Here is a 21,735-nt window from a genome sequence, read left to right as displayed (position 1 = left end):
CTCAGGGGTCGATCACCAGCCAGCCGCCGTGGTGCTCGGACACCGTGAACGACCGGCCGGTGCGCTCCCCGATCCGGGTCAGGACGCGCTCGTCGAAGACCCGGACGTGACCCCAGGCGGGGTTCGGCTCGTCCTCGAACGGGACGGCGACGACCACCCGTCGCCGGGCGAGGCGCAGCATCTCGGCGACGACCTCGTCGCCGTCGGACTCGGACAGGTGCTCGACGAGGTGCACGGCGAACACGGTGTCCGCGCAGCCGTCGGGCAGCGCGACGGCACGCGCGTCGGCGACGTGGGTCTCGAGGTCGGCGCCGAGCTGCGGCGCCATCCGGGTCAGCAGGTCGACGGTGCCGCCGGTGAGGTCGGTGGCGGTGACGCGGTGGCCGTCGCGGGCCAGCTGCAGCGACAGGAAGCCGAAGCAGCAGCCGAGCTCCAGCACCTCCTCGCCCAGCACGAGGGACCGGGCGCGGGCGTGCACCGGCGCCATCTCGGCGTTGGTGCCGCCCGGCTCCGGCTCTCCGGCCAGCGCGTCGAGGGTGTTGCGGTAGAAGGCGAGCCACGCGTCGTCCGGGAGCTCGGGGTCCTTCGCGGCGCTCGCGACGCAGGCGACGAACGCCTCCTCGAATCGCTCGGCCGGCAGGATCCCGGGCTGCACCAGGGTGCGGTCCAGCCAGCCGGCGAGGTCGTTGGAGAGCCGGTCGGTTCCGATCATGGATCGCTCCTGTGCGTGCGGGGGGACCCACGCCACGCTAGGCGGTCACGGGCACGCCGCACCACGTCCGACGGCCCGGTCCCTCCCCGTCCGGACGGTGGGGGCGAGTGCCGGCGTCCGGGGGCTCAGACCGCCTGCGCGGCGAGCAGCCGGGCCTTCAGCGCGGCGTCCTTGTTGACCGGGTCGTGGGCGCCGTCCGGGACGGTCCCCGCGGCGACCGCGATCGCGTTCATGGTGCCGACCATCCGGCACAGGTGGGCGATGCGGCGCTCGTCGGCGTCGACGGGCGGGGCGCCGTCCAGCAGGGCCAGGGTGCGGTCCACCCAGATCACCTCGGCGTGCATCCCGGCCTGTTCGAGCACACCGCGCAACCGCAGCCCGATCTCGCGGCGGGACAGCCCGTTCCAGCTCTCCAGCGTGCGGGCGTCGAGCGGGAACAACCGGTCCCGGTCGCGCAGATGGATCAGCTCCAGGGCGTGCGCGCGGCCGTAGGCGCAGTACGTGCACCCGTTCACCAGGGAGATCGTGAGCCCGGCCAGGTGGGTGCGGACGGGGCCCAGCACGTGCAGGGTGACCAGGAAACGCGGGAAGTTCGCCGCGAACCAGCGCAGCGCGGGACCGCTGCCCATCGTGGCGACCATCGCGGGGATCACCCCGGGCGTGTAGCCCCACAGCGCCGTGCACAACCGCCCGACGGCCCGGACGACCAGCCCACCCTCATCCACCACACGGCCCGCCTTCCGAAGGGAGTTCCATGATACGTGGGGAGGCCCCCGTGCGGTCCGAAATGGGCCGAACGGCCCATCCCGGGGACCGCTGCGGTGCGCGGCCGGACGTTCGCGCGGTTAGCGTTCGGTCATGGCTCTCGTCCCCGCCGTCGTCGCGCCCCGCCCGCTGCCGATCGAGGATCCCGAGGCCCTGGTGGACTCGGAGATCGAGGTCGGCGACCCGGGACCGTACGACCTGCTCGTCGACGTCCGCGCCGTCTCGGTGAACCCGGTCGACCGCAAGGTCCGTGCCTCCTTCGACCCGGCCGACGGGCCGAAGGTGCTCGGATACGACGCGGCGGGCGTCGTCGTCGGGGTGGGGGCGTCGGTGCACGGGTACGCCCCCGGCGACGAGGTCTACTACGCCGGCGCGATCGACCGGCCCGGCAGCAACGCCCACCGTCAGCTCGTCGACTCGCGCATCGTCGGCCGCAAGCCCTCGAGCCTGGACTTCGCCGCCGCTGCCGCGCTGCCGCTGACCTCGCTCACGGCCTGGGAGTGCCTGCACGACCACCTGCGGGTCACCGCGGAGTCCACCGGCACCCTGCTCGTGGTGTCCGCCGCGGGCGGTGTCGGCTCGATGGTCCTGCAGCTCGGCCGCCGCACCGGGCTGACCCTGGTCGGTACCGCGTCGCGGACGGAGTCGGCGGACTGGGCCCGTGCGATGGGCGCGCACGCGATCGCCGACCACCACGACCTCGTCACGACCGTCCGTGCGGCCGCTCCGGACGGCGTCCAGTACGTGTTCTCACCGGTCTCGGAGGGCAACGTCGAGGCCTACGCCGAGCTCATGACCCCACGCGGCATCGTCGTCGCCATCGACGAGCCGGAGGGGCTGGACACCCTGCCGCTGAAGGCGAAGTCGCAGGCCTGGCACTGGGAGCTGATGTTCACCCGGCCGCTGTCCGAGCCGACCTCGACGGTGCAGCGGGAGATCCTGGACGAGGTCGCCCGCCTGGTCGACGCCGGCGAGCTGCGCACCACCGAGACGCGGCGCCTGCAGGGCCTGACCGCCGAGTCGGTCCGCGAGGCGCACCGGCTCATCGAGTCCGGCAGCACCGTCGGGAAGATCGTCGTCGAGCGCTGACCCGGGGTGTCGTGCACCATCGGGGACGGGGCGGGGGTCAGCGGCCGATCAGCTCGCCGGCCATCTCGTTGGTCGTGGCCTCGAAGCCGGACAGGTCCCGGACCACGCGGACGCGGTCGCAGTACTCGGCGTAGGCGGGCAGGTCGCAGCGACCCAGCCCCCAGGAGTAGCGCGGCTCCGGGGTCAGCCAGATCGTCTCCCGGGCCCGCCGGGTGATCTCGACGAACGCCTCCATGTTGGGGTCGTTGCCGTTGCCCCGGCCGTCGCCGAGCACCAGCACCGTGGTGCGCCGGGTGACCGCCGAGCCGTGGTCCTCCAGGAACTGGCCGAAGGCCAGGCCGTAGTGGGAGTTGGCGTCGACGTCGAGCTGGTCACCGCCGAAGATCAGCCCGAGGGCGTGCTCGACGGGGTGGTCGGCGAACAGGTCGGTCACCTCGACCAGGTCGGCGACGAACGCGAACGAACGCACCTGGCCGAACAGGTCCTGCAGACCGTGCACCAGGTGCAGGGTGAACCGTGCGGTGGCCCGGACCGACAGCGAGACGTCGGTCAGCACCACCAGGCGCGGCTTGTCCTCCCGGCGCTGCACGGTGACCGGGGAGAACGGGACGCCGTCGTAGCGCATGTTCTTGCGCATGGTCCGGGCCGAGTCGATCCGGCCCCGCGGCGAGACCCTTCTGCGGTGGGTGAGCGCGCCGTGCAACGACTTCGCGAGCCGCCGCAGCGACTCCTCCAGCTGCATGCGCTCGGACTCGTTCGCCCGGTCGACCTCGGCGACGCGTTCGGCGTCGTCGTGGCCCTCGACGATCCGCTGCTCGATCGCGAGCAGTTTCTCCAGATGGGCCTTGAGCAGCTCGGGGAGGTTGTCGAGCACCCCGGTGAGACGCCGGCGCAGGGCGGCCGCGTCGTCCTCGGTCCCCTGCTCGGACTCCGAGAGCCGGTCCTCCTCGGAGTTCAGCCAGCCGAGCAGCGCGTCCTGCTGGGCGACCGACAGGTCGGCGTCGACCTTCGTGCCCTGCTGCTGGGAGATGTCGCCGGGCTGCCCGCCGCCGGAGAACCGGTCGGTCTCGATCTGGACGCGCTGGCCGTCGGCGCCGTCGCCTGCCTGCTCCTTGGAGAGCACGATCTCGTCCGTCATCGAGGCCATGTCGATCTTGTTGGCCTCCTGGTGCAGGTTGTACTGCTCGGCCAGGTCCTCCGGGTCGAAGAACTCCTTGATGTCGACCGGGGAACCATGGTCGTGGCCTTCCTGGGGGGTCTCCGACGGTTCCTCGGACAGCGTGAAGTTCTCCAGCGGGGTGTCGTCGGACATGTCGCCGTGCCCGTGGCCGTGACCCGTGTCGGCCTCGCCTACCCTGACCAGGGAGAAGAACAGGTCGAAGACCTCGTCGAAGGTCGCCTCGTCGCGGCGGTCCTTGATCAGCGCGATGCGCAGCGCCTCCTTCAGCACCGACCTGTCGGACAGCACCCCCGGCTGGGCGGCACAGGCCATCGCGTCGAGCGCCTCGGAGACCGAGATGCGCACCGACCGGATCCGCAGGAGCCGGACGAAGCGGTGGATGCTCGCTTCCATGCCGACGCCCCGATCAGACCCGGCGCTTGCGGGAGCCGCCGAAGGAGCGGGTGCCCTGGCCGGGCGAGACCTTCCGGATCGCCGACGGCGGCGGGGCGACGCTGCCCGGGAGGCCACCGTAGATGCCGCCGTGCCGGCCCGCCTGGTCCTTCGCCGCGCGCTTGGCGCGGCCGTCGACGTCGCCGTCGTCCGGGTCGTCGTCGCGGGCCCGCGCGGTGCGCGCCGGCGGGGCGGCGGGCTCGTCGTGGTCGTGGTCGTGGTCGCCGTCGTGGCCGTGTCCATGTCCGTGTCCATGGCCGTGCCCGTGCCCGTGCTCGGCGACGACCGCGTTCGGGTCGACCAGCCGCGGCAGCGCGTCCAGGGCCTTCGTGACGTCCTTGTCGTACTTGACGACGACCGAGACGGTGTCGGAGAGGATCTGCGAACTCAGCTCGTCGACGCCCAGGACGGCCAGCGTGCGGGCCCAGTCGATGGTCTCCGAGATCGACGGCGACTTGCGCAGCTCCAGCTCGCGCAGCCCGCGCACGACGTTGACGAGCTCCTCGGCCAGCTGGTCCGACAGCCCGGTCTTCTTCGACTTCACGATCTCCAGCTCGCGGGAGGCCGACGGGTAGTCGAGGAACAGGTGCAGGCAGCGACGCTTGAGCGCGGCCGCGAGGTCCCGGGTGTTGTTCGAGGTCAGCAGCACGTACGGGCGCTGCTTCGCGACGAAGGTCCCGATCTCGGGGACGGAGATCTGGAACTCGCCCAGGGTCTCCAGCAGCACGGCCTCCAGCGCCTCGTCGGCGCGGTCGACCTCGTCGATCAGCAGCACGACGGGCTGCTCGGAGCGGATGGCCTCCAGCAACGGACGCGGCGCGAGGAAGCGCTCGGAGAAGAACACGCTCTCCTGGGACCCGATGCGGTCGACCGCGGAGGCGAGGTCCGGGGCGTCGGAGACGAGCTGACCGATCTTCTCGCGGAGGATCTGGGTGTACATCAGCTGCTTGCCGTAGTCCCACTCGTACAGGGCCTTGGTCTCGTCCTGGCCCTCGTAGCACTGCAGACGCAGCAGCCGGCGCCCGGTGGCGACGGCGAGCATCTTGGCCAGCTCGGTCTTGCCGACCCCGGCGGGTCCCTCCAGCAGCAGCGGCTTGTCCAGGCGGGTCAGCAGGAACACCGTCGTCGCCAGGCGGGTGTCGGCGATGTAGCCCTGCTCCCGCAGGGTCTCGACCACCTGGTCGACGGACTCGAAGGGGCTGGTCGAGGCGACGGCCTCCGCCGCCTCGGTCACCGTGGGGACGACAGCCTCGGACACTCGGGTATCTCCTTCGCGGACCGCACCGGCTCTGGTGCGGGGACGAGCGGGGCCGCGGCCGGCGGGCCCACCCACCCGAGTATCGCCTCGGACGGCTGGGCCCGCCGGTGCGACGGTGGACCTCCTGACCTGCGGATCAGGTCAGCAGGTCGTCCAGGTCACCGTTGATGGAGTGGTCGACGACCGGGCGGACGGTCTCGAACGTGCACTCCTTCGGGTTGCCCGGGGTGCAGGCGTCGCCGAGGACGTGGTTGGTGATCCGGTCGACGTCGGCCGCGTCGCCGATGATGGTGGGCGCGTTCTCGTAGAACTTGGTCGGGCCGACACCGAGCCGGTTCTTCGAGTAGGTGTCCTGCTTGACGTCGGCGAACTTCTCCGGGATGCCCACGTCGCGCAGCAGCCGGATGGACGCGGCGAGCGCCGCGTCGGCGGCCTGCGGCTTGGTCATGCCGCGGGTGTCGACACCCATGGCCTCGGCGATGTCGGCGAAGCGCTCGTAGACCACCGGCATGTTGAACGCCCACACGCGGGGCAGCGCGATGGCGTTGTTCAGGCCGTGGTGGGTGTCGTAGAACGCCGACACGGCGTGGCTGATCGAGTGGATGATGCCGAGACCACCGGAGTTGAACGCCTGGGCCGCGATGTACTGCGCGTACATCATGCCTTCGCGGCCGGACAGCTCCTGGCCGTTCCAGACGGCCTTGCGCAGGTTCTGCGCGGTCAGCTTGATGGCGTGCAGGGCGTTGCCCAGCGACGGCTGGAAGTCCAGCCGCGAGACGTAGGGCTCCGAGGCGTGGGCGAGCACGTCGAAACCGCACTGCGCGGTGTAGTCGATCGGGCAGTCGTAGTAGAGCACCGGGTCGTCGATCGCGAGGGTGGTGACCGACGCGTCGTCGAAGGCGACGTACTTGTGCGGGTTGTCGGGGTCGGTCGTGGTGTCGGTGATGACGTAGGCCCACGAGGTCTCCGAGCCGGTACCGGCCGTGGTGGAGACCGCGATGTGCGGCGGGTTGGCCGGGTTCTCGGACTTGTTGAAGCCCTCGAACTCGTTGACGTTGCGACCGTCGTGGGCGACCGAGACGCGCGCGCCCTTGCAGGCGTCGTGCGAGGAGCCGCCGCCGATGGAGACGAAGGAGTCGCAGTTGTTCTGCTGGTAGAGGCCCACAGCGTCCATGACGTTGTAGTCCTTGGGGTTCGACTCGACCTTGTCGTACAGCACGACCTCGAGGCCGTGGTACTTCATCGACTCGACGATCTTGTGGACGATGTCGGTGCCGCGCAGGCCCGACGTCATCACCAGGGTCTTCTTGAAGCCCAGCTTGAGCGCCTCGGGGCCGATCAGCTCGTGCGACCCCGGGCCCATGAGCGCGCGCGGGAACGGGTGGAACTCCTTGATGGGGAACGGCTTGAGCAGCTCGTCTACCTGCATGTCAGCCCTTTCTGAGGCAGGCGGATGGGGTCGAGGCCGAACGCTAGGACCCCTGTGGCCGCGCGCACAGGGGTGATCGGCATTACCCCTCGGGAGACCGGGCAGGAAACCCCTCCGAACGGAGGGGGGCAGGGTGAGGCCGCCCGTCGATCCGTGCGGAGAGAGCTGGGTGCTGCAAACGTATGGCAACAGGGAGAGTTCGGCAACAGTTCGCCGGGGTCGTCCTGGGTTAGGGTCGGTCCGCCGACGGTTCGTGTCATCCCGGGAACGGGGCGTCACGAGGCAAGAGGGAACCCGGTGGGAATCCGGGACTGCCCCGCAGCGGTGAACGGGAACGACCGCCGTCAACAGCACTGGGAGTGATCCCGGGAAGCGACGGCCAGTAGGTGTGAGCAGTGCGCCCGTGAGTCCGAAGACCTGCCGCCGGTGCGTGCGCCGTCCGGCGTGCGCGGATCCGTGGCCTCGCGGGAGGGCCGGGCGGACGACCGGGCACCGTCGTGCCCGGCGGTCGCAGGCGCCCCCTGCCGGCGACGGGTCCTCCACCGCACTCGCGAGGAGAGAGGGCCGTGAGCATTCCTTCCAGCAGCACCATCGGCAGCACCGTCCTGGGGTACCCCCGGATCGGGCCGGACCGGGAGCTCAAGCGGGCGACCGAGGCGTACTGGGCCGGGCGGAGCGACGCGTCGGCACTGCACGACGTCGCCGCCGGACTGCGCTGCGACACCTGGACCGGGCTGCGCGACGCCGGGCTCGGCTCGGTGCCGGGCAACACGTTCTCGTTCTACGACCACGTCCTGGACACCGCGCTGGCGGTCGGGGCGGTGCCGGAGCGCTTCGCCGGCATCACCGACCCGCTGGAGCGGCTGTTCGCGATGGCGCGCGGCCGCACCGGTGCCCCGGCCTGCGAGATGACCAAGTGGTTCGACACGAACTACCACTACCTGGTCCCCGAGGTCGGCCCGGCCACCCGGCTCGCGCCGGGCAGCCGCAAGGCCCTCGACGAGTTCCGTGAGGCCCTGCGCATCGGGATCACCACCCGCCCGGTGCTGGTCGGACCGGTGACCTTCCTGCTGCTGTCGAAACCGGCCGACGGCGCACCGGAGGGCTTCCGTCCGCTGGACCTGCTCGGGCCGCTCGTCGAGGTCTACCGAGACCTGCTCGCCGAGCTCGCCGAGGCAGGCGCGGAGTGGGTGCAGCTCGACGAGCCCGCCTTCGCCGCCGACCGGACGCCCGAGGAGATCGCGGCGCTGCGCCGGGCCTACGACCGGCTCGCCTCGGCGACCCGGCGGCCGAAGATCCTCGTCGCGTCGTACTTCGGGGAGCTGGGCCCGGCGCTGCCCGTGCTCGCCGCCACGGCCGTCGAGGGGCTGGCGCTCGACCTCGTCGCGGGGGATGCCGACCTCGATGCCCTCGACCCGGCGGTCCCCGGGCTGGACCGGAAGGTGGTGCTGGCCGGCGTCGTCGACGGACGCAACGTGTGGCGCACCGACCTGGACCGGGCGCTGGCGACGGCGCAGCGGCTGGTCGGCGTCGCGGGGCGGGTCGAGGTCTCCACGTCGTGCTCGCTGCTGCACGTCCCCTACGACCTGACCGTCGAGACGGCCCTGCCCGGCGACGTCGTCGACATGCTGGCGTTCGCCCGGCAGAAGGTCGAGGAGGTCGTGCTCCTCGGGCGCGCCCTGCACGAGGGACCGGACGCGGTCGCGGCGGAGTTCGAGGCCGCACGAGCGACCAGGAAGCGGGTCGCGGCCACCGCGCGCCGCGACGAGCGGGTGCGCTCCCGGCTCGACGCGCTCGGCCCCGACCACTACCGGCGCAGCCCCGGCGACGTCCGGGCGAAGGCCCAGCGCGAGGCGCTCGGCCTGCCCGTCGTGCCCACGACGACGATCGGCTCCTTCCCGCAGACCGCGCAGATCCGGCGCGACCGGGCCGCGCACCGCTCCGGCGCGATCGACACCGGCACCTACACCGAGCGGATGCGTCAGGAGATCGTCCGGGTGGTGCGGCTGCAGGAGGACATCGGGCTCGATGTCCTGGTGCACGGCGAGCCCGAGCGCAACGACATGGTCCAGTACTTCGCCGAGAACCTCGACGGATTCGCCACCACCGACCACGGCTGGGTGCAGTCCTACGGCTCACGCTGCGTGCGCCCGCCGATCCTGCACTCCGACGTGTCCCGGCCCCGGCCGATCACCGTCGGCTGGGCGGAGTTCGCGCAGTCGCTGTCCGAGGCGCCGGTCAAGGGGATGCTCACCGGGCCGGTCACCATCCTCGCCTGGTCGTTCGTGCGTGACGACCAGCCGCTGGGCGACACCGCCCGGCAGGTCGGGCTGGCCCTGCGCGACGAGGTCGTCGACCTGGAGGCGGCCGGGATCCGGATCGTCCAGGTCGACGAGCCCGCGCTGCGCGAGCTGCTGCCGCTGCACGAACGGGACCGGGCCGCCTACCTGGACTGGGCGGTGGACGCGTTCCGGCTGGCCGTCGGGGCCGTGGCCGACACCACCCAGATCCACACCCACCTCTGCTACTCCGAGTTCGGCGAGGTGGTGGGGGCGATCGACGGGCTCGACGCCGACGTCACCACGGTCGAGGCGGCCCGGTCGCGGATGGAGGTGCTGGCCGACCTCGGCCCGGGGGTCCCGCGCGGGCTCGGCCCGGGCGTCTACGACGTCCACTCGCCCGAGGTCCCCGCCACCGACGAGCTGGTCGACCAGCTCCACGCGGCCCTGCGCCACATCGGGCCCGACCGGCTGTGGGCCAACCCGGACTGCGGGCTCAAGACCCGCGCGGAACCCGAGACGGTCGCGGCGCTGACCAACCTGGTCGCCGCGGCCCGCCGCGTCCGTGAGGCGACCGCGACCGGCTGAGCCCGGTCCGCGCCGACCACCCGTCACGGGTGACGAGCGGGCCGTGCGTGCGGAGGTTCGGCACGGACGGTCCGCTCGTGCGGGGACTCGTGCGGGGACGAGGACGTTGCTCACGCCGCGTTGATTGAACAGGTGCTCAGATGTAGGCATACGGGGTGATCGCACGACAGATGGCCGCACTGCTCGCGGCCGCCGCCCTCCTGCTCGCCGGATGCGGCGCCGGCGGGAGCGGCGGCGCCGCGACCCCGGACCCGTCCGGCGAGCTGACCGTGGCCCTGCAGTTCCCGCCGCGCGCCGACTACGCCTTCGACGCCGACGACGGTGCCCGGTTGCAGTCCCTCGGCGTCGCGGAGACCCTGACCACCGTCGACGCCGACGCCCGGCCGGCGCCGATGCTCGCGACCGCGTGGCAGCAGCAGGGCAACGCCTGGCGGTTCACCCTGCGCCAGGGCGTGCGGTTCCACGACGGCTCCCCGCTCACCCCGGACGCCGTCGTCACCGCGCTGCGCTACGTCGCGGGCGTCGAGGCCCCGCCGCGGGCGATCCGCGGCATCGGCTTCGCCGTCGCCCCCGACGGCCCGGACGCCGTGCGCATCACCACCACCGAGCCCGACCCGGTCATGCCGCTGCGCCTGTCCAGCGGCAACCTCGGCATCCTCGCGCCCGCCGCGTACACCGGCGGCGGGGCGCCGGAGTACCTGCGCACCGCGACCGGCCCCTTCGTGCTGGAGTCCGTCAGCGGCACCGACTCCGCGCAGCTGGTCCGCAACGACGACTACTGGGGCGAGCCGGCGGGCGCCGCCCGGGTCACCGTCCGCTACGTCGAGGACCCGCAGGCCAGGGCGCTCGCGATCCAGTCCGGTGACGTCCAGTTCGCCGAGGGCCTGCCGCAGGCCCAGCTCGACCAGGTCCGCTCGGCCGGGGCCGAGGTCGTCGAGTACCCGAACGCGCGCACCGTGCCGCTGCAGCTCAACCAGTCCGCCAAGCCGTTCGACGACCTGCGGGTGCGCCAGGCCGTCACCGCGGCGATCGACCGCCCGGTGCTGGCCCGGCAGGTGCTCGCCGGTGGGGCCGCGCCCGCGGCCGACCTGTTCGGCGGGGCCGTCCCCTGGGGCGAGACCGCTCCGCCGCCGGGCGCCGACCTCGCCCGGGCCCGGCAGCTGCTCGCCGAGGCCGGCTACACCGAGCAGAACCCGCTGACCGTGCGGCTGTGGACCTTCCCGAACCGGCCCGAGCTGCCCGCACTGGCGAACGCGATCCAGGCGATGCTCGCCTCCGTCGGGGTGCGCGTCGAGATCACCGTCGGGAACTACGACGCCCAGGAGCCGAAGGTCCTCGCCGGTGACTACGACATGTTCCTCAACTCGCGCAGCTACCTGTCCGACTTCCCGGACGCGGCGAGCACGCTGACCTCGGACTACACCTGCGACGGCAGCTACGCGATCGACCAGTACTGCAGCCCCGCCTACGACGCTCTGGTCGCCCGGCTCAACTCCACCGTCGACCCGGCGGCCCGCCAGCAGATGTTCCGTGAGGCCGCGGCGATGCTGACCCGCGACGCCGTCGGCGTCATGGTCGTGCACCCGCTCAACACCGCCGTCCTGCGCGGGGCGACCGGCTTCGTCCCCGACCCGCTGCAGATTCGCCCGGTGCTGCCGCAGCTCACCCCGACCACGGGGTGATCGGGCTCCTGCTGCGCCGGCTCCTCGTCGTCGGGCCGGTGCTGCTGGCCGCGTCGGTGCTGGTGTTCGCGCTGCCGCGGCTGGTCGGCGTCGAGCCGGCGCGGGCGATCCTGCGTGCCCGCAGCGCCGAGGCGGTGCCGGACCCGGCGACCGAGGCGCGGCTGCGGTCCTCGCTCGGGCTGGACGCGCCGGTCACCGAGCAGTACCTGCGCTGGCTGGGCGGGGTGCTGCGCGGCGATCTCGGCTACGGCTACGTCGCACGGACCCCGGTCGCCGGCCAGATCGCCGACGCCGCGGTGGTCTCCGGGCTGCTCGCGGCGCTCGCCCTCGCCCTGGCCGCGGTCGTCGGCATCCCGGCCGGGGTGTACGCGGCGCGCCGTCCCGGCGGGGCGCTCGACCGGTTCCTCGGGTTGGGCACGGTCGCCGGGGTCGCGGTGCCGGAGTTCGTGCTCGCCCCCTGGCTGGTGCTGGTGTTCGCGGTGTGGGCCGGGGCGCTGCCCGCGCTCGGCTGGGGCGACCCCGCCCACCTGGTCCTGCCGGTGCTGACCCTGGCCGCCTACCCCGGGGCGCTCGCCGCCCAGCTCGTCCGCGCCGAGACCGCCGGGGTGCTGACCCGGCCGCACGTGCTCGTCGCGCGGGCCAAGGGTCTCGGTGAGCACCGGGTCCTGTGGCGGCACGGCGCCCGGCTCGCGACGACCTCGGTGACCGCGCTGGCCGGGATGTTCGTCGCCGGGCTGCTGGGCGGCTCGGTGGTGGTCGAGGTCGTGTTCGGCATCCCGGGGCTGGGGCGCCTGCTGCACCGGGCCGTCGTCGCGCAGGACCTGCCGGTGGTGCAGGCGGGCACGCTGCTCGTCGTCGCGGTCGCGGTGGTGGCGGGGGTGCTGGTGGAGGTGCTGGCGACGGCGCTGGACCCGGTGCTGCGCTCGGCGGGGGCGCGGTGAGGGCCCGGGTGCGGACCGCGTGGTGGGTCACGGCCGGGGTGGCCGCGCTGACCGTGCCGGTGCCGATGCTCGCTCCGGCGGGCCTGCTCTCGGTGCTCCTGCCCGACCCGGACGCCGTCGACTTCGCCGGGATGCTCGCCGGCCCGTCCGCGGCACACCCGCTGGGCACCGACCAGCTGGGCCGGGACCTGCTCGCGCGCACCGTCCACGGCGGACGGCTGACGGTCGGGCTGGCGCTGTCCGCGGTGCTGGTCACCGGGGTGGTCGGGGTCGCCGTCGGGTCGCTCGCCGCGGTCGCGGGCCCGGTCGGGCGGGCGGTGATGCGGGTGGTCGACGTCCTTGCCGCGATCCCGGTGGTGCTGTTCGGGCTGCTCGCCGCGGTCGCGCTGGGGCCGGGCGTCGGATCCCTGCTGGTGGCGGTCACGGTGATCGCCTGGACGCCGTTCGCCCGGCAGGCCCACCTGCTCGCCCTCGCCGAGCGCGAACGGGAGTACGTGACGGCGGCGGTCGCCCTCGGCGCGGGGCCCGGGCGGGTCCTGACCCGGCACGTCGCGCGGAACCTCGTCCCGCCGCTGGCCGCGCACGCCTGCGTCCGGTTCGCGAGCACCCTGCTCACCGTCTCCGGGTTGTCGTTCCTCGGGCTCGGTGTGCAGCCGCCGACCGCGGAGTGGGGCGCGATGGTGGCCGAGGGCCGCGAGTACCTGTTCGGTGCGCCGCAGGTGGTGCTCGTGCCCTCGCTGGCGGTCGTGCTGACGGCCGGGACGGCCCTGTGGTGGGGCCGCCGATGGGAACGGGTGGGTGCCCGGTGAGCTCAGGCTGCGTGCACCTGGCCGCGCCCGCCCGCCGGGTCGAGGGGCCTGCCCAGCTCGGGGAACCAGCGGAACGCCTCCGGCCTGCCCTCCCAGTCGCAGCCGGCGCACTCCTGGCCGTGGTGCGGGTGCTCGTCCATGATGCCTCCCGATCGTTGTTGCCATCACTGTGCGACAGGTCGTGTCGGGGTGTGAACCCTCCCGTCGGAGGGGCAGGGTGAGAGGCGTGGACGTGGACGACGTGGCCGGGGACGACGCGACCGGGCTGCTGGGTGCGTACCTGGCCGACCCGTACGCGGGCTGGAGCATGGGTGCGCCCGGCGCGATCGCCGAGTTCGTCCGGACCCCCGACGAGGCCGTCGTGCCGTCCGGGCCGGGTGCGGTCGTCACCGCCCGCGGCGGGATCCGGATCGCGGCGCACCCGGCGACCCGGCCGCTGGCCTACCGGACGCCGGTCGGCCCGCACGAGCACTGGAACCACGCGGTCGCGTTCTGCCTGCCCGCGGCCGCGGCGCGCGGGGCCGCGCGGACCTCGGTCACCGTGCTCGGCCCCGACCGTTGCGCGCTGCGACCGGCCGACCGCGACGCCGTGCTCGTCGATCTCGGGCTCGGTACGGCCACCGTGGACGCCTGCGTGCGCACGGCCGATCCCGACCTGCTCGGGGTGCTGCGTCGCGCCGAGGGCGGCCCGCTCGACGGCGCGCTGACCGCCGCACTGGTCGCGGCGGGCCCGCACCGCGTGTTCACCACCGCGCTCGGGCGGGTCGAGGTGTACGCCGCGATCCCACCGCCGGAGGGCCGCTCCCCGGACGGGCCGCACACCCACCTGCTCCCGCAGGTGCTGCGCGAGGGCCGCACGCACGCGGCGACCGTTCCCGTGCCCGCCGGTCACCTGCCCTGCGCCCACCTCTACCCGGCGCACCCGCTCACCGACCTGACCGGGCGGCCGATCCCGTTCGACCCGACCCGGGCGGCCTGCTTCGACCGGTTGCTGGAGCGTTTCGGCGACCCGGAGCAGCAGGCGGTCACCGCCGAGGTCGTCCGCTCGGTCGCCGCGGGCGAGCCGCCCGGCCCCCGTCCCGCGACGGCGCCGGCGCGCGCTGCGCAGGCCGTCGCACTGCGGGTGCTGGCCGTCGCCGGTGGGGCCGACCCGGCCGTGCTCGACGCCTGGCGCGGCCGGACCTCGGCCCGGGACCTGCTCGACCCGGAGGGCGACCGCAACGGCGGGTGAGACCGCTCAGCCGGCTCCGCCGTACCCGGGCCGCCCCGCGGCCCGGCGCAGCTCGACGCCGTCGAGGACCAGGGCGACCTTGTCCAGCACGTGCTCGCGCGGGTCGGCCATGATCGCCTCCAGTCTCGGGCGGAGCCCCTCCGCGACCGACTCGAGGTAGGCCCGCGCGGCCTCGGACAGGTCGCCCGGTCCGCCGTCGGGGCCGCGCACCCAGCGGGTCTGGGTCGCCCCGTCGGCGACGATGTCGAGCACGGCGTCGGCGATCCGCACCGCGGCCGCGGTGTCGAAGCCGCCGGTGTCCCGCAGCGTGCCGACGATCCGGTCCAGCCGGTCGCCGGCGACCGCGCCGAGGTCGGCCCCCACGTCCTGGACGAGTGCGGCGTAGCGCAGCAGCAGGTCGAACGCGAGTGCGGCCTCGGCCTCGAGGAACGCCCGCCAGCCGGCCGACGCCTCGGGCAGCGGGGTGCGGGCGAGCAGCAGGGCCAGTGCGGCGCCGGCGATCTCCTCCAGGCCGTCGACGTAGCGGTAGAGGGTGCCGGGCGCGACGCCGAGCCGATCGGCCACGGCGGCGACGGTCAGCCGGTCGACGCCGACCTCGACGGCCGCCTCGACGATCTCCTCGCGGGTCAGGCGTGGCTTGGGGCCCGGACGGTTGCCCGCCCGCGCGCCGGTGGTGGGGCTCACCCCGGGACCGTACGTCGGAGGGGATTGCGAACGCGATTCAGAGATGACTAAGGTTCGCCTAATCATACTGGAGGAGGCGGCGTGCGGATCCCATGGTCGGTGCTGGTCCTGGCCGGGTTGGTCGCGCTGTCCGGGTGCGCACCCGGGGCCACCGGAACGAGTGACCCGGCCGGGCCCGCGGGTGCGGCGTTCCCGGTGACGGTCCCGCACGGCCAGGGGGAGGCCGTGGTGCCCGCGCCCCCGCAGCGGGTCGTCGTCCTGGGGGCGGGCGATGCGCAGATCGCGAGCGCGCTGGGTGCCCCGGTCGTCGGGGCGGTGCGCAACCCCGCCGCGCCGGACGGGTCCTGGCGCGGGGTCGACCCGCCGCTGCCGGCCGGGGTGTCGACGCTCGACCCCCTCGCGCCCGATCTCGAGGCCGTCGCGGCGCTGCGGCCGGACCTCATCCTGATGACGACCGCGCAGCCGGGCTACGCGGCGGCCCATCCGCGGCTCGCGACGATCGCCCCGACGGTGTCGTACCGTCACGCCCTGCTGCAGGACGCCGGCGAGGACCTCACGCGGATGATCGGTGCCGCACTCGGCCGTGCCGACGCCGCCGAGGCGCTGATCGCCCGGTCCGACGCCGCCCTCGCCCGGTTCCGCGCGGAGCTGGGGCCGGACCGGCGCTACGTCTTCGGCCAGTACGCGGCCGGGACCACCTATCTGGTGACCGCCCCGGACGGCCCGTCGGTCCGGTTCTTCGAGCGGATCGGCCTCACCGTCCCACCGGCGGTGGCCGCGCTGCCGCCGTGGCAGGCCGGCATCGTGCAGCTCCCCGACGAGCAGCTCGGTCTGCTCGACGACGCCGACATCGTGCTGATCGGCGTGCCCACCGACGGCGAGGCCCGGGAGTTCACCGGCCGACCGCTCGTGGCGCGTGGCCCGCTGGTGCGCGAGGGCCGCCTGCACCTGCTGTCCGTCGCCGACTCCGCCCTGCTGCTGACGCCGAACCCGGCATCCACCCCTGCTCTGATCGAGACCCTGCGACCGCTGCTGGAGACGTCGTGACGGCAACCACCGACCAGGTCGCCGCACCGGCGACCGAACCCGACGCCCCGCCGTCGCGGCAGCGGGCCGAGGCCGCCGCGCTGACCGAGCTGCTGCGCCCAGTCGCCGGCCGGATCCGGGTCGCGCAGGTGCTCGGCGCACTCGGCGCCGCCGCCGGGCTCGTCCCCTTCGTCGCGCTGGCCGGGCTCGCCGACGCGCTGCTCGCACCCGGCCCGGTGGACCGGTCCGCCGTCGAGGCCGCGGTGTGGCTGGTCATCGCCGGACCCGGCGCCCGGGCCGGGCTGACCGGGCTGGCGCTCGCGATCACCCACGTCGCCGACGTCCGGCTGCAGGCGGTGCTGCGCCGCCGGATGACCGCCCACCTCGGGCGGGTGCCGCTGGGCTGGTTCTCCGAGCGCTCCTCGGGACTGGTGCGCAAGGCGGCCCAGGACGACGTGCACGACCTGCACCAGGTCGTCGCCCACCATCCCGTCGAGTGGGTCGCGGCCTGGGTCCTGCCGCTCGCCGGAGTCGGCTACCTGGCCTGGCTGGACTGGCGTCTCGCACTGCTCGCGCTGGTCACGGTGCCGTTCTACGCGGCCGCCTACGCCTGGATGATGCGCGGCTACGCCGCGAAGGTCGACCAGATGGCCGCCGGGAACGCCCGGATCAGCAGCGCGGTCGTCGAGTTCGTCTCCGGCATCGCGGTCGTCAAGACCTTCGGCCAGGCCCGGCGCGCGCACCGCGGCTACACCGAGGCCGCCCGCGACTTCGGCCGCTTCTACGCCGAGTGGGTCGGGCCGATGCTGCGGGTCGAGGCGTTCGCCGCGATGGCGCTCTCCGCCCCGGTGGTGCTGCTCGTGTCCTGCGCGGGCGTGCTGTGGTTCGTCGACGCCGGCTGGGTCACCCCGGTCGAGGCGATGACCGGGGTCCTGGTGTCGCTCGTCGTCCCGACCACGATCACCGCGCTCGGCTTCGGGGCGTCGAACCGGCGCACCGCCGCCGCGGCCGCGCGCCGCATCCACGAGCTGCTCGACACCCCGGTCCTGCCGGTCCCCGACACGCCGCGGGTGCCGTCCGGGCACCGGGTCGAGTTCGACGGGGTGCGGTTCGCCTACCCCGGCGGCGGCGAGGTGCTGCGCGGGATCGACCTGGACTGTCCGGAGGGGACGGTGACCGCACTGGTCGGGCCGTCCGGGGCGGGCAAGTCGACGCTGGCCACCCTGGTCGCCCGGTTCCACGACGTCACCGGCGGCGCGGTCCGGATCGGCGGCGTCGACGTCCGGGAGATCGCGCCCGAGGTGCTCTACCGCCACGTCGGCTTCGTCCTGCAGGACGTGCAGCTCGTGCACGGGAGCATCGCGGACAACGTCCGGCTGGGCCGACCCGACGCCCCCGACGAGGAGCTGCACGCCGCCTGCCGGGCCGCCCGGATCCACGAGCGCGTCCTGGCGCTGCCCCGCGGCTACGACTCCGTCGTCGGCGAGGACGCGCTGCTCTCCGGTGGCGAGGCACAGCGCGTGTCGATCGCCAGGGCCCTGCTCGCCGACACCCCGGTCCTGGTCCTCGACGAGGCGACCGCGTTCGCCGACCCGGAGTCCGAGGCCGACATCCAGGACGCGCTGTCGGAGCTGGCCCGCGGGCGGACGGTGATCGTCGTCGCGCACCGGCTCTCGACGGTCACCGGGGCCGACCGGATCGCCGTCGTCGACGGCGGGGTCGTGCGCGAGACCGGCACGCACACCGAGCTGCTGGCCCGCGGCGGCCGCTACGCCGCGATGTGGACCGCCCACCGGGTGGGGGAGGAGCTGTCGTGATCGGCGACCTGTTGCTGATCCTGGGGCCGGAACACCGGCGCAGGCTCTACGCCTACCTGGGATGGGTGAGCGCGTTCGGTGTCCTCCAGGGCATCGCGACGGTCCTGCTCGTGCCGTTCCTGGAGGCACTGTTCGCCGGGGACACCGGTGCCGCCCTGACCTGGGTGGGGGTGCTGGCGGTGGCCGTCGTGGCCGCCTGCGTCCTCTACTACGTGCAGGCGATGGCGGGCTTCGGCGTCGCCCTGGTCGTGCTGACGACGCTGCACGAACGCCTCGGGGACCACGTGTCCGCGCTCCCGCTGGGCTGGTTCTCCTCGGAACGGGTCGGCCGGCTGTCGCGGATCGCCACCGGTGGCACCACGATGATCGCGGGGCTGTTCGCGCACCTGCTGACACCGCTGGTCGTCGCGGTGGTGACGCCGGCGACGATCGTGCTGGTGATGCTGCTGTTCGACGTGCGGCTCGCGCTGGCCGCGCTGGTGTGCGTGCCGGTGCTCTGGCTGGCGTTCCGGGCGTCGGCGTCCTGGGTGGGGCGCGGCGACGCCCTCGACGACGCCGCCGCGGTGGCCGCGGGCAACCGGGTCGTGGAGTTCGCCAGGACCCAGCGGGTGCTGCGGGCGTTCGGTCGCGGCGCCGCCGGGCACCGGCCGCTGGAGGACGCGATCGACGCCCAGTACCGCGCGGGGCGGCGCTCGGTGTGGCTGGCGACGACGGGCATCGTGACCGGGGGGTTCGCGGTGCAGCTGACGTTCAGCGCGATCCTGCTGACCGGCGTGTACCTGGTGCTCGGCGGCACGCTCGACGCCCTCCGGATGGTGGCGCTGATCGCGCTGGCCGCCCGGTTCACCGGCCCGCTGGCCGAGGTCGGCGACTACGCCGGCGTCGTCCGGATCGCCCGCAACGACCTGGGCCGGCTGGTGGCGGTGCTGCGCGACGTCACGCTGCGGATCGCGCCGCGTGAGACGGTCGCGCTGGTCGGCGCGTCCGGGTCGGGCAAGACCACGGTGACCCGGCTGGTCGCGCGCTTCTGGGACGTCGACACCGGCACTGTGCGGGTGGGCGGTGCCGACGTCCGCGACCAGACCACCGAGGACCTGATGGCCCAGCTGGCGCTGGTCTTCCAGGACGTCTACCTCTTCGACGGGACGCTGGAGGCCAACGTCCGCCTCGGCCGCCCGGCCGCCACCGACGCCGAGGTCGCCGAGGCCGCCCGGCTGGCCGGGGTGACCGAGATCGTCGAGCGGCTCCCCGACGGCTGGGACACCCGGGTCGGGGAGGGCGGCACCTCGCTGTCGGGCGGGGAACGCCAGCGGGTGTCGGTCGCCCGCGCGCTGCTCAAGAACGCCGACATCGTGCTGCTCGACGAGGCCACCGCCGCGCTCGACCCGGAGAACGAGCGGTTCGTCACGGAGTCGATGCGGGTCCTCGCGCAGCGCAGCACCGTCCTGGTGATCGCGCACCGGCTGCCCACGGTGGTCGGCGCCGACCGGATCGTCGTGCTCGACGACGGCCGGGTCGCCGAGGTCGGCACGCACGCCGAGCTGCTGGCCCTGCAGGGCCGGTACGCCGCCTTCTGGAACTCCCGCCGCCGCGCCCGCGGCTGGCGGCTCGTCGGAACCGGGGAGCCCTCATGACCGCACCACTGCCGCCCTACGCGATCGCCCGGGTGAGCGGCGTCGAGCCGGTGACCCCGCGGATGCGCCGGATCACCCTCGACTCCGACGACCTCGTCGGCGTCGAGCAGATCGCCCCCGACCAGCAGGTGAAGCTGTTCTTCGCCCGCGACGGCGGCGTCCCCGAGATCCCGCCCGCCCCCGACGACGGCAGTGTCGCCGGCTGGTACGCCCGCTACCTGGCCGTGCCCGAACAGCGACGGCCGTGGATGCGCTCGTACACCGTGCGCTCCCTGGACCCCGACGCCGGCCGGATGGTCGTCGACTTCGTGCTGCACGGGGAGGGGGAGCCGGGTGGCGGGCACGCCGGCCCGGCGAGCCGCTGGGCGGCGCGGGCCGCGATCGGCGACCCGATCGGGGTGCTGGGCCCGGCCGTCGCGGGGTACCGCAGCCCGGACGGCGAGCCGGTGCGGCTGCTGGTCGGCGACGAGACCGCGCTTCCCGCGATCGGGGCGATCGTGGAGCAGCTCCCGGCCGGGACCCGGGCGGTCGCGGTCGTCGAGGTCGCCGGACCGGAGGAGGAGCAGCAGCTCCCCGGCGCCGACGTGCACTGGGTGCACCGTGGCGCGGGCACCCTGCTCGACGCGGTGCGCGCGGTGGAGTTCCCGGCGGAGCCGGTGTTCGCCTGGGTCGCCGGTGAGGCGTCCGCGGTGCGCGCGGTCCGCCGCCACCTGGTCGGCGAGCGCGGACTCGACAAGGCCCGGGTCGCGTTCACCGGGTACTGGCGGCGCGACCTGACCCAGGACGACGCGCCGACCGAACAGGACATGGCGGACGTGGCCGAGCAGATGCCCGTCACCTCCTGACGGCCTCCGCCCGCCCGTCGGCGGGCGCGGCGGCCCACCGCTGCTCGACCCGGCCGAACCGCCAGACCGCGAGCGCCACCAGCCAGGCGACGACGAACAGGCCGACGATGCCGTAGCCGGCCTCGTCGAGCGGGATGTCGGCGACCGCGACCAGCGGCGCGGACGTGGTCCCGGTCTCCTGCACCAGCACGCTCACGAGTTCGATGGTGCCGATGACCAGCGCGACGACGACGGACAGCGCCGTGATGGTGATGTTGTAGTAGACCTTGCGCACCGGCCGGGCGAAGGCCCAGCCGTAGGCGACGTTCATGAAGACGCCGTCGAGGGTGTCGAGCAGGCTCATCCCGGCCGCGAACAGCACCGGCAGCACGAGGATCGCGTAGAACGGCAGGGCGAACGCGGCGGCACCGCCGGCCAGCACGAGCAGCGTCACCTCGGTCGCGGTGTCGAAGCCGAGCCCGAACAGGAAGCCGATCGGGTAGATGTGCCACGGCGCGCGCACCGACCGGGCCAGCCCACCGAGGAAGCGGTTCATCAGGCCCCGCTTGGCGAGGTGCTCCTCCAGTTCGGCCTCGCTGTACTCGCCGCGCCGCATGCGCCGGAACACCCCGACGATTCCGACCAGCACGACCAGGTTGAGCAGCCCGATGATCCACAGGAACACCCCGGACACCGACGAGCCGATGATCCCGGTGACGGCGTGCAGGGTCGAGCCGTCGTCGCCGATCTGCCCGGCGAGCGCCCGGACCCCGAGCCCGAGCAGGAAGGTCAGCCCGAACACCACCGTCGAGTGGCCGAGGGAGAACCAGAACCCGACCGACAGCGGCTTGCGTCCGCCGTCGGCGAGCAGCTTGCGGGTGGTGTTGTCGATCGCGGCGATGTGGTCGGCGTCGAAGGCGTGCCGCAGGCCGAGCGTGTAGGCGAGCACGCCGATCCCGATGCCGAACACCCCGGAGGCCCCGAGGTCGTAGTGTGCCGGCGCGACGAGGACGACGAGCACGCCGAACCCGAGGACGTGCAGCAGCGCGATGAACCCGAGCATCCCGGCGAGCGACCGGCGGTCGTGGCGGTCGAGGGCGGCACGCCACCGGCGGGCGGGGGAGGGGGCCCCGGTGGGGACGGGCTGGGGGGCGGACATCGACGGACTCCCGGCGTCGGGGCCGCCCGGAGCGGGCGGCGCGATCGCGGTCACCGTGCGCCCGCCGCAGCCGCGGTGTCACGGCTGCTGCCGGTGATTGGCGACGCTGCTGCGGTGGTGCCCGGAAGATCCCTCACCTTTCGGAGAGGTCCGCCTGAACACGTGAGCGGACGGACCGGCGTCGGCCGGCCCGTCC

General features: G+C 74.0%; 18 protein-coding genes and 1 riboswitch. Of the genes, 10 read left to right on the top strand and 8 right to left on the bottom strand.

The genetic code is table 11. The features are described from left to right. Position 1 precedes the first annotated feature (1 nt). Both mftM and FVA95_RS06765 read right to left on the bottom strand, forming a co-directional pair. Entirely contained in the window at positions 2–712 is a 711-nt protein-coding gene (gene mftM / locus FVA95_RS06770; RefSeq protein ID WP_149663433.1) for a mycofactocin oligosaccharide methyltransferase MftM, read from the bottom strand. Between the two features lie 125 nt (positions 713–837). Continuing rightward, positions 838–1,440, bottom strand: coding sequence for a hypothetical protein (locus FVA95_RS06765; protein WP_149663432.1), 603 nt, complete (start codon positions 1,438–1,440; stop codon positions 838–840). A gap of 130 nt (positions 1,441–1,570) precedes the next feature. Here FVA95_RS06765 and FVA95_RS06760 point away from each other — a divergent pair, with 130 nt between their 5' ends. Further along, a complete protein-coding gene (locus FVA95_RS06760) occupies positions 1,571–2,566 on the top strand; it encodes a zinc-binding alcohol dehydrogenase family protein (RefSeq protein ID WP_149663431.1) in 996 nt (331 codons plus the stop codon). Positions 2,567–2,603: 37 nt separating this feature from the next. On the opposite strand, the gene FVA95_RS06755 is transcribed toward FVA95_RS06760, so the two are convergent. The 3 genes from FVA95_RS06755 to mdo all read right to left on the bottom strand — a co-directional run bounded on the left by FVA95_RS06755 (position 2,604) and on the right by mdo (position 6,865). After that, positions 2,604–4,139 carry a VWA domain-containing protein gene (locus tag FVA95_RS06755; protein WP_149663430.1) on the bottom strand — a complete coding sequence of 512 codons (1,536 nt, stop codon included), beginning with the start codon at positions 4,137–4,139 and terminating at the stop codon, positions 2,604–2,606. Positions 4,140–4,152: 13 nt separating this feature from the next. Next, positions 4,153–5,436: a MoxR family ATPase gene (locus FVA95_RS06750; protein WP_149663429.1), complete on the bottom strand. Its 1,284-nt coding sequence runs from the start codon at positions 5,434–5,436 to the stop codon at positions 4,153–4,155. Positions 5,437–5,572: 136 nt separating this feature from the next. Beyond that, the gene (mdo, locus tag FVA95_RS06745; RefSeq protein WP_149663428.1) at positions 5,573–6,865 is read right to left on the bottom strand and encodes an NDMA-dependent methanol dehydrogenase; all 1,293 of its coding nucleotides are present in this window, start codon (positions 6,863–6,865) and stop codon (positions 5,573–5,575) included. Positions 6,866–7,095: 230 nt separating this feature from the next. After that, positions 7,096–7,305: riboswitch (cobalamin riboswitch) on the top strand. A gap of 126 nt (positions 7,306–7,431) precedes the next feature. Between mdo and metE the strand changes: the two genes are divergently transcribed. The 4 genes from metE (at position 7,432) to FVA95_RS06725 (ending at position 13,164) form a co-directional block, all read left to right on the top strand. Further along, a complete protein-coding gene (gene metE, locus FVA95_RS06740; RefSeq protein ID WP_240051317.1) occupies positions 7,432–9,732 on the top strand; it encodes a 5-methyltetrahydropteroyltriglutamate--homocysteine S-methyltransferase in 2,301 nt (766 codons plus the stop codon). 155 nt (positions 9,733–9,887) lie between these two features. Then, positions 9,888–11,414 carry an ABC transporter substrate-binding protein gene (locus FVA95_RS06735; protein WP_149663427.1) on the top strand — a complete coding sequence of 509 codons (1,527 nt, stop codon included), beginning with the start codon at positions 9,888–9,890 and terminating at the stop codon, positions 11,412–11,414. Next, positions 11,411–12,355 (top strand): ABC transporter permease, encoded by a 945-nt coding sequence (locus tag FVA95_RS06730; protein WP_149663426.1) that lies wholly within the window; start codon positions 11,411–11,413, stop codon positions 12,353–12,355. The genes FVA95_RS06735 and FVA95_RS06730 overlap by 4 nt, the downstream gene beginning before the upstream one ends. 8 nt (positions 12,356–12,363) lie before the next feature. After that, positions 12,364–13,164, top strand: coding sequence for an ABC transporter permease (locus FVA95_RS06725; RefSeq protein WP_149663425.1), 801 nt, complete (start codon positions 12,364–12,366; stop codon positions 13,162–13,164). Between the two features lie 2 nt (positions 13,165–13,166). On the opposite strand, the gene FVA95_RS30765 is transcribed toward FVA95_RS06725, so the two are convergent. Continuing rightward, positions 13,167–13,304: a hypothetical protein gene (locus FVA95_RS30765; RefSeq protein ID WP_161992217.1), complete on the bottom strand. Its 138-nt coding sequence runs from the start codon at positions 13,302–13,304 to the stop codon at positions 13,167–13,169. Positions 13,305–13,390: 86 nt separating this feature from the next. Between FVA95_RS30765 and FVA95_RS31360 the strand changes: the two genes are divergently transcribed. Then, entirely contained in the window at positions 13,391–14,395 is a 1,005-nt protein-coding gene (locus FVA95_RS31360) for a hypothetical protein (RefSeq protein ID WP_149663424.1), read from the top strand. Between the two features lie 6 nt (positions 14,396–14,401). On the opposite strand, the gene FVA95_RS06715 is transcribed toward FVA95_RS31360, so the two are convergent. Beyond that, positions 14,402–15,079, bottom strand: coding sequence for a TetR/AcrR family transcriptional regulator (locus tag FVA95_RS06715; protein WP_161992216.1), 678 nt, complete (start codon positions 15,077–15,079; stop codon positions 14,402–14,404). Positions 15,080–15,160: 81 nt separating this feature from the next. On the opposite strand from FVA95_RS06715, the gene FVA95_RS06710 reads away from it, so the two are divergent. The 4 genes from FVA95_RS06710 to FVA95_RS06695 are packed head-to-tail and all read left to right on the top strand — an operon-like array spanning position 15,161 to position 20,401. Beyond that, a complete protein-coding gene (locus FVA95_RS06710; RefSeq protein WP_149663422.1) occupies positions 15,161–16,126 on the top strand; it encodes an ABC transporter substrate-binding protein in 966 nt (321 codons plus the stop codon). Beyond that, entirely contained in the window at positions 16,123–17,922 is a 1,800-nt protein-coding gene (locus FVA95_RS06705; protein WP_149663421.1) for an ABC transporter ATP-binding protein, read from the top strand. The genes FVA95_RS06710 and FVA95_RS06705 overlap by 4 nt, the downstream gene beginning before the upstream one ends. Further along, positions 17,919–19,556: an ABC transporter ATP-binding protein gene (locus FVA95_RS06700; RefSeq protein WP_149663420.1), complete on the top strand. Its 1,638-nt coding sequence runs from the start codon at positions 17,919–17,921 to the stop codon at positions 19,554–19,556. Before FVA95_RS06705 ends, FVA95_RS06700 begins: the two co-directional genes overlap by 4 nt. Further along, a complete protein-coding gene (locus tag FVA95_RS06695) occupies positions 19,553–20,401 on the top strand; it encodes a siderophore-interacting protein (protein ID WP_149663419.1) in 849 nt (282 codons plus the stop codon). The genes FVA95_RS06700 and FVA95_RS06695 overlap by 4 nt, the downstream gene beginning before the upstream one ends. Here the strand turns inward: FVA95_RS06695 and FVA95_RS06690 are convergent. Further along, on the bottom strand, positions 20,391–21,539 hold the full coding sequence (locus FVA95_RS06690) for a HoxN/HupN/NixA family nickel/cobalt transporter (protein WP_149663418.1): 1,149 nt from the start codon (positions 21,537–21,539) through the stop codon (positions 20,391–20,393). The genes FVA95_RS06695 and FVA95_RS06690 overlap by 11 nt on opposite strands. Positions 21,540–21,735 lie beyond the last annotated feature (196 nt).

The sequence above is a fragment of the Pseudonocardia sp. EV170527-09 genome, assembly GCF_008369905.1.
Lineage (GTDB): Bacteria > Actinomycetota > Actinomycetes > Mycobacteriales > Pseudonocardiaceae > Pseudonocardia.
The sequence above is the reverse complement of the archived record's forward strand: the minus strand, read 5'-3'. Positions and strand labels throughout refer to the sequence as shown.

Excerpts from the sequence above, each read along its gene's own strand:
- mdo (WP_149663428.1), bottom strand. The coding sequence starts at position 6,865 with ATGCAGGTAGACGAGCTGCTCAAGCCGTTCCCCATCAAGGAGTTCCAC.
- FVA95_RS06695 (WP_149663419.1), top strand. The coding sequence starts at position 19,553 with ATGACCGCACCACTGCCGCCCTACGCGATCGCCCGGGTGAGCGGCGTC.
- FVA95_RS06760 (WP_149663431.1), top strand. The coding sequence starts at position 1,571 with ATGGCTCTCGTCCCCGCCGTCGTCGCGCCCCGCCCGCTGCCGATCGAG.
- FVA95_RS30765 (WP_161992217.1), bottom strand. The coding sequence starts at position 13,304 with ATGGACGAGCACCCGCACCACGGCCAGGAGTGCGCCGGCTGCGACTGG.
- FVA95_RS06690 (WP_149663418.1), bottom strand. The coding sequence starts at position 21,539 with ATGTCCGCCCCCCAGCCCGTCCCCACCGGGGCCCCCTCCCCCGCCCGC.
- FVA95_RS06755 (WP_149663430.1), bottom strand. The coding sequence starts at position 4,139 with ATGGAAGCGAGCATCCACCGCTTCGTCCGGCTCCTGCGGATCCGGTCG.
- mftM (WP_149663433.1), bottom strand. The coding sequence starts at position 712 with ATGATCGGAACCGACCGGCTCTCCAACGACCTCGCCGGCTGGCTGGAC.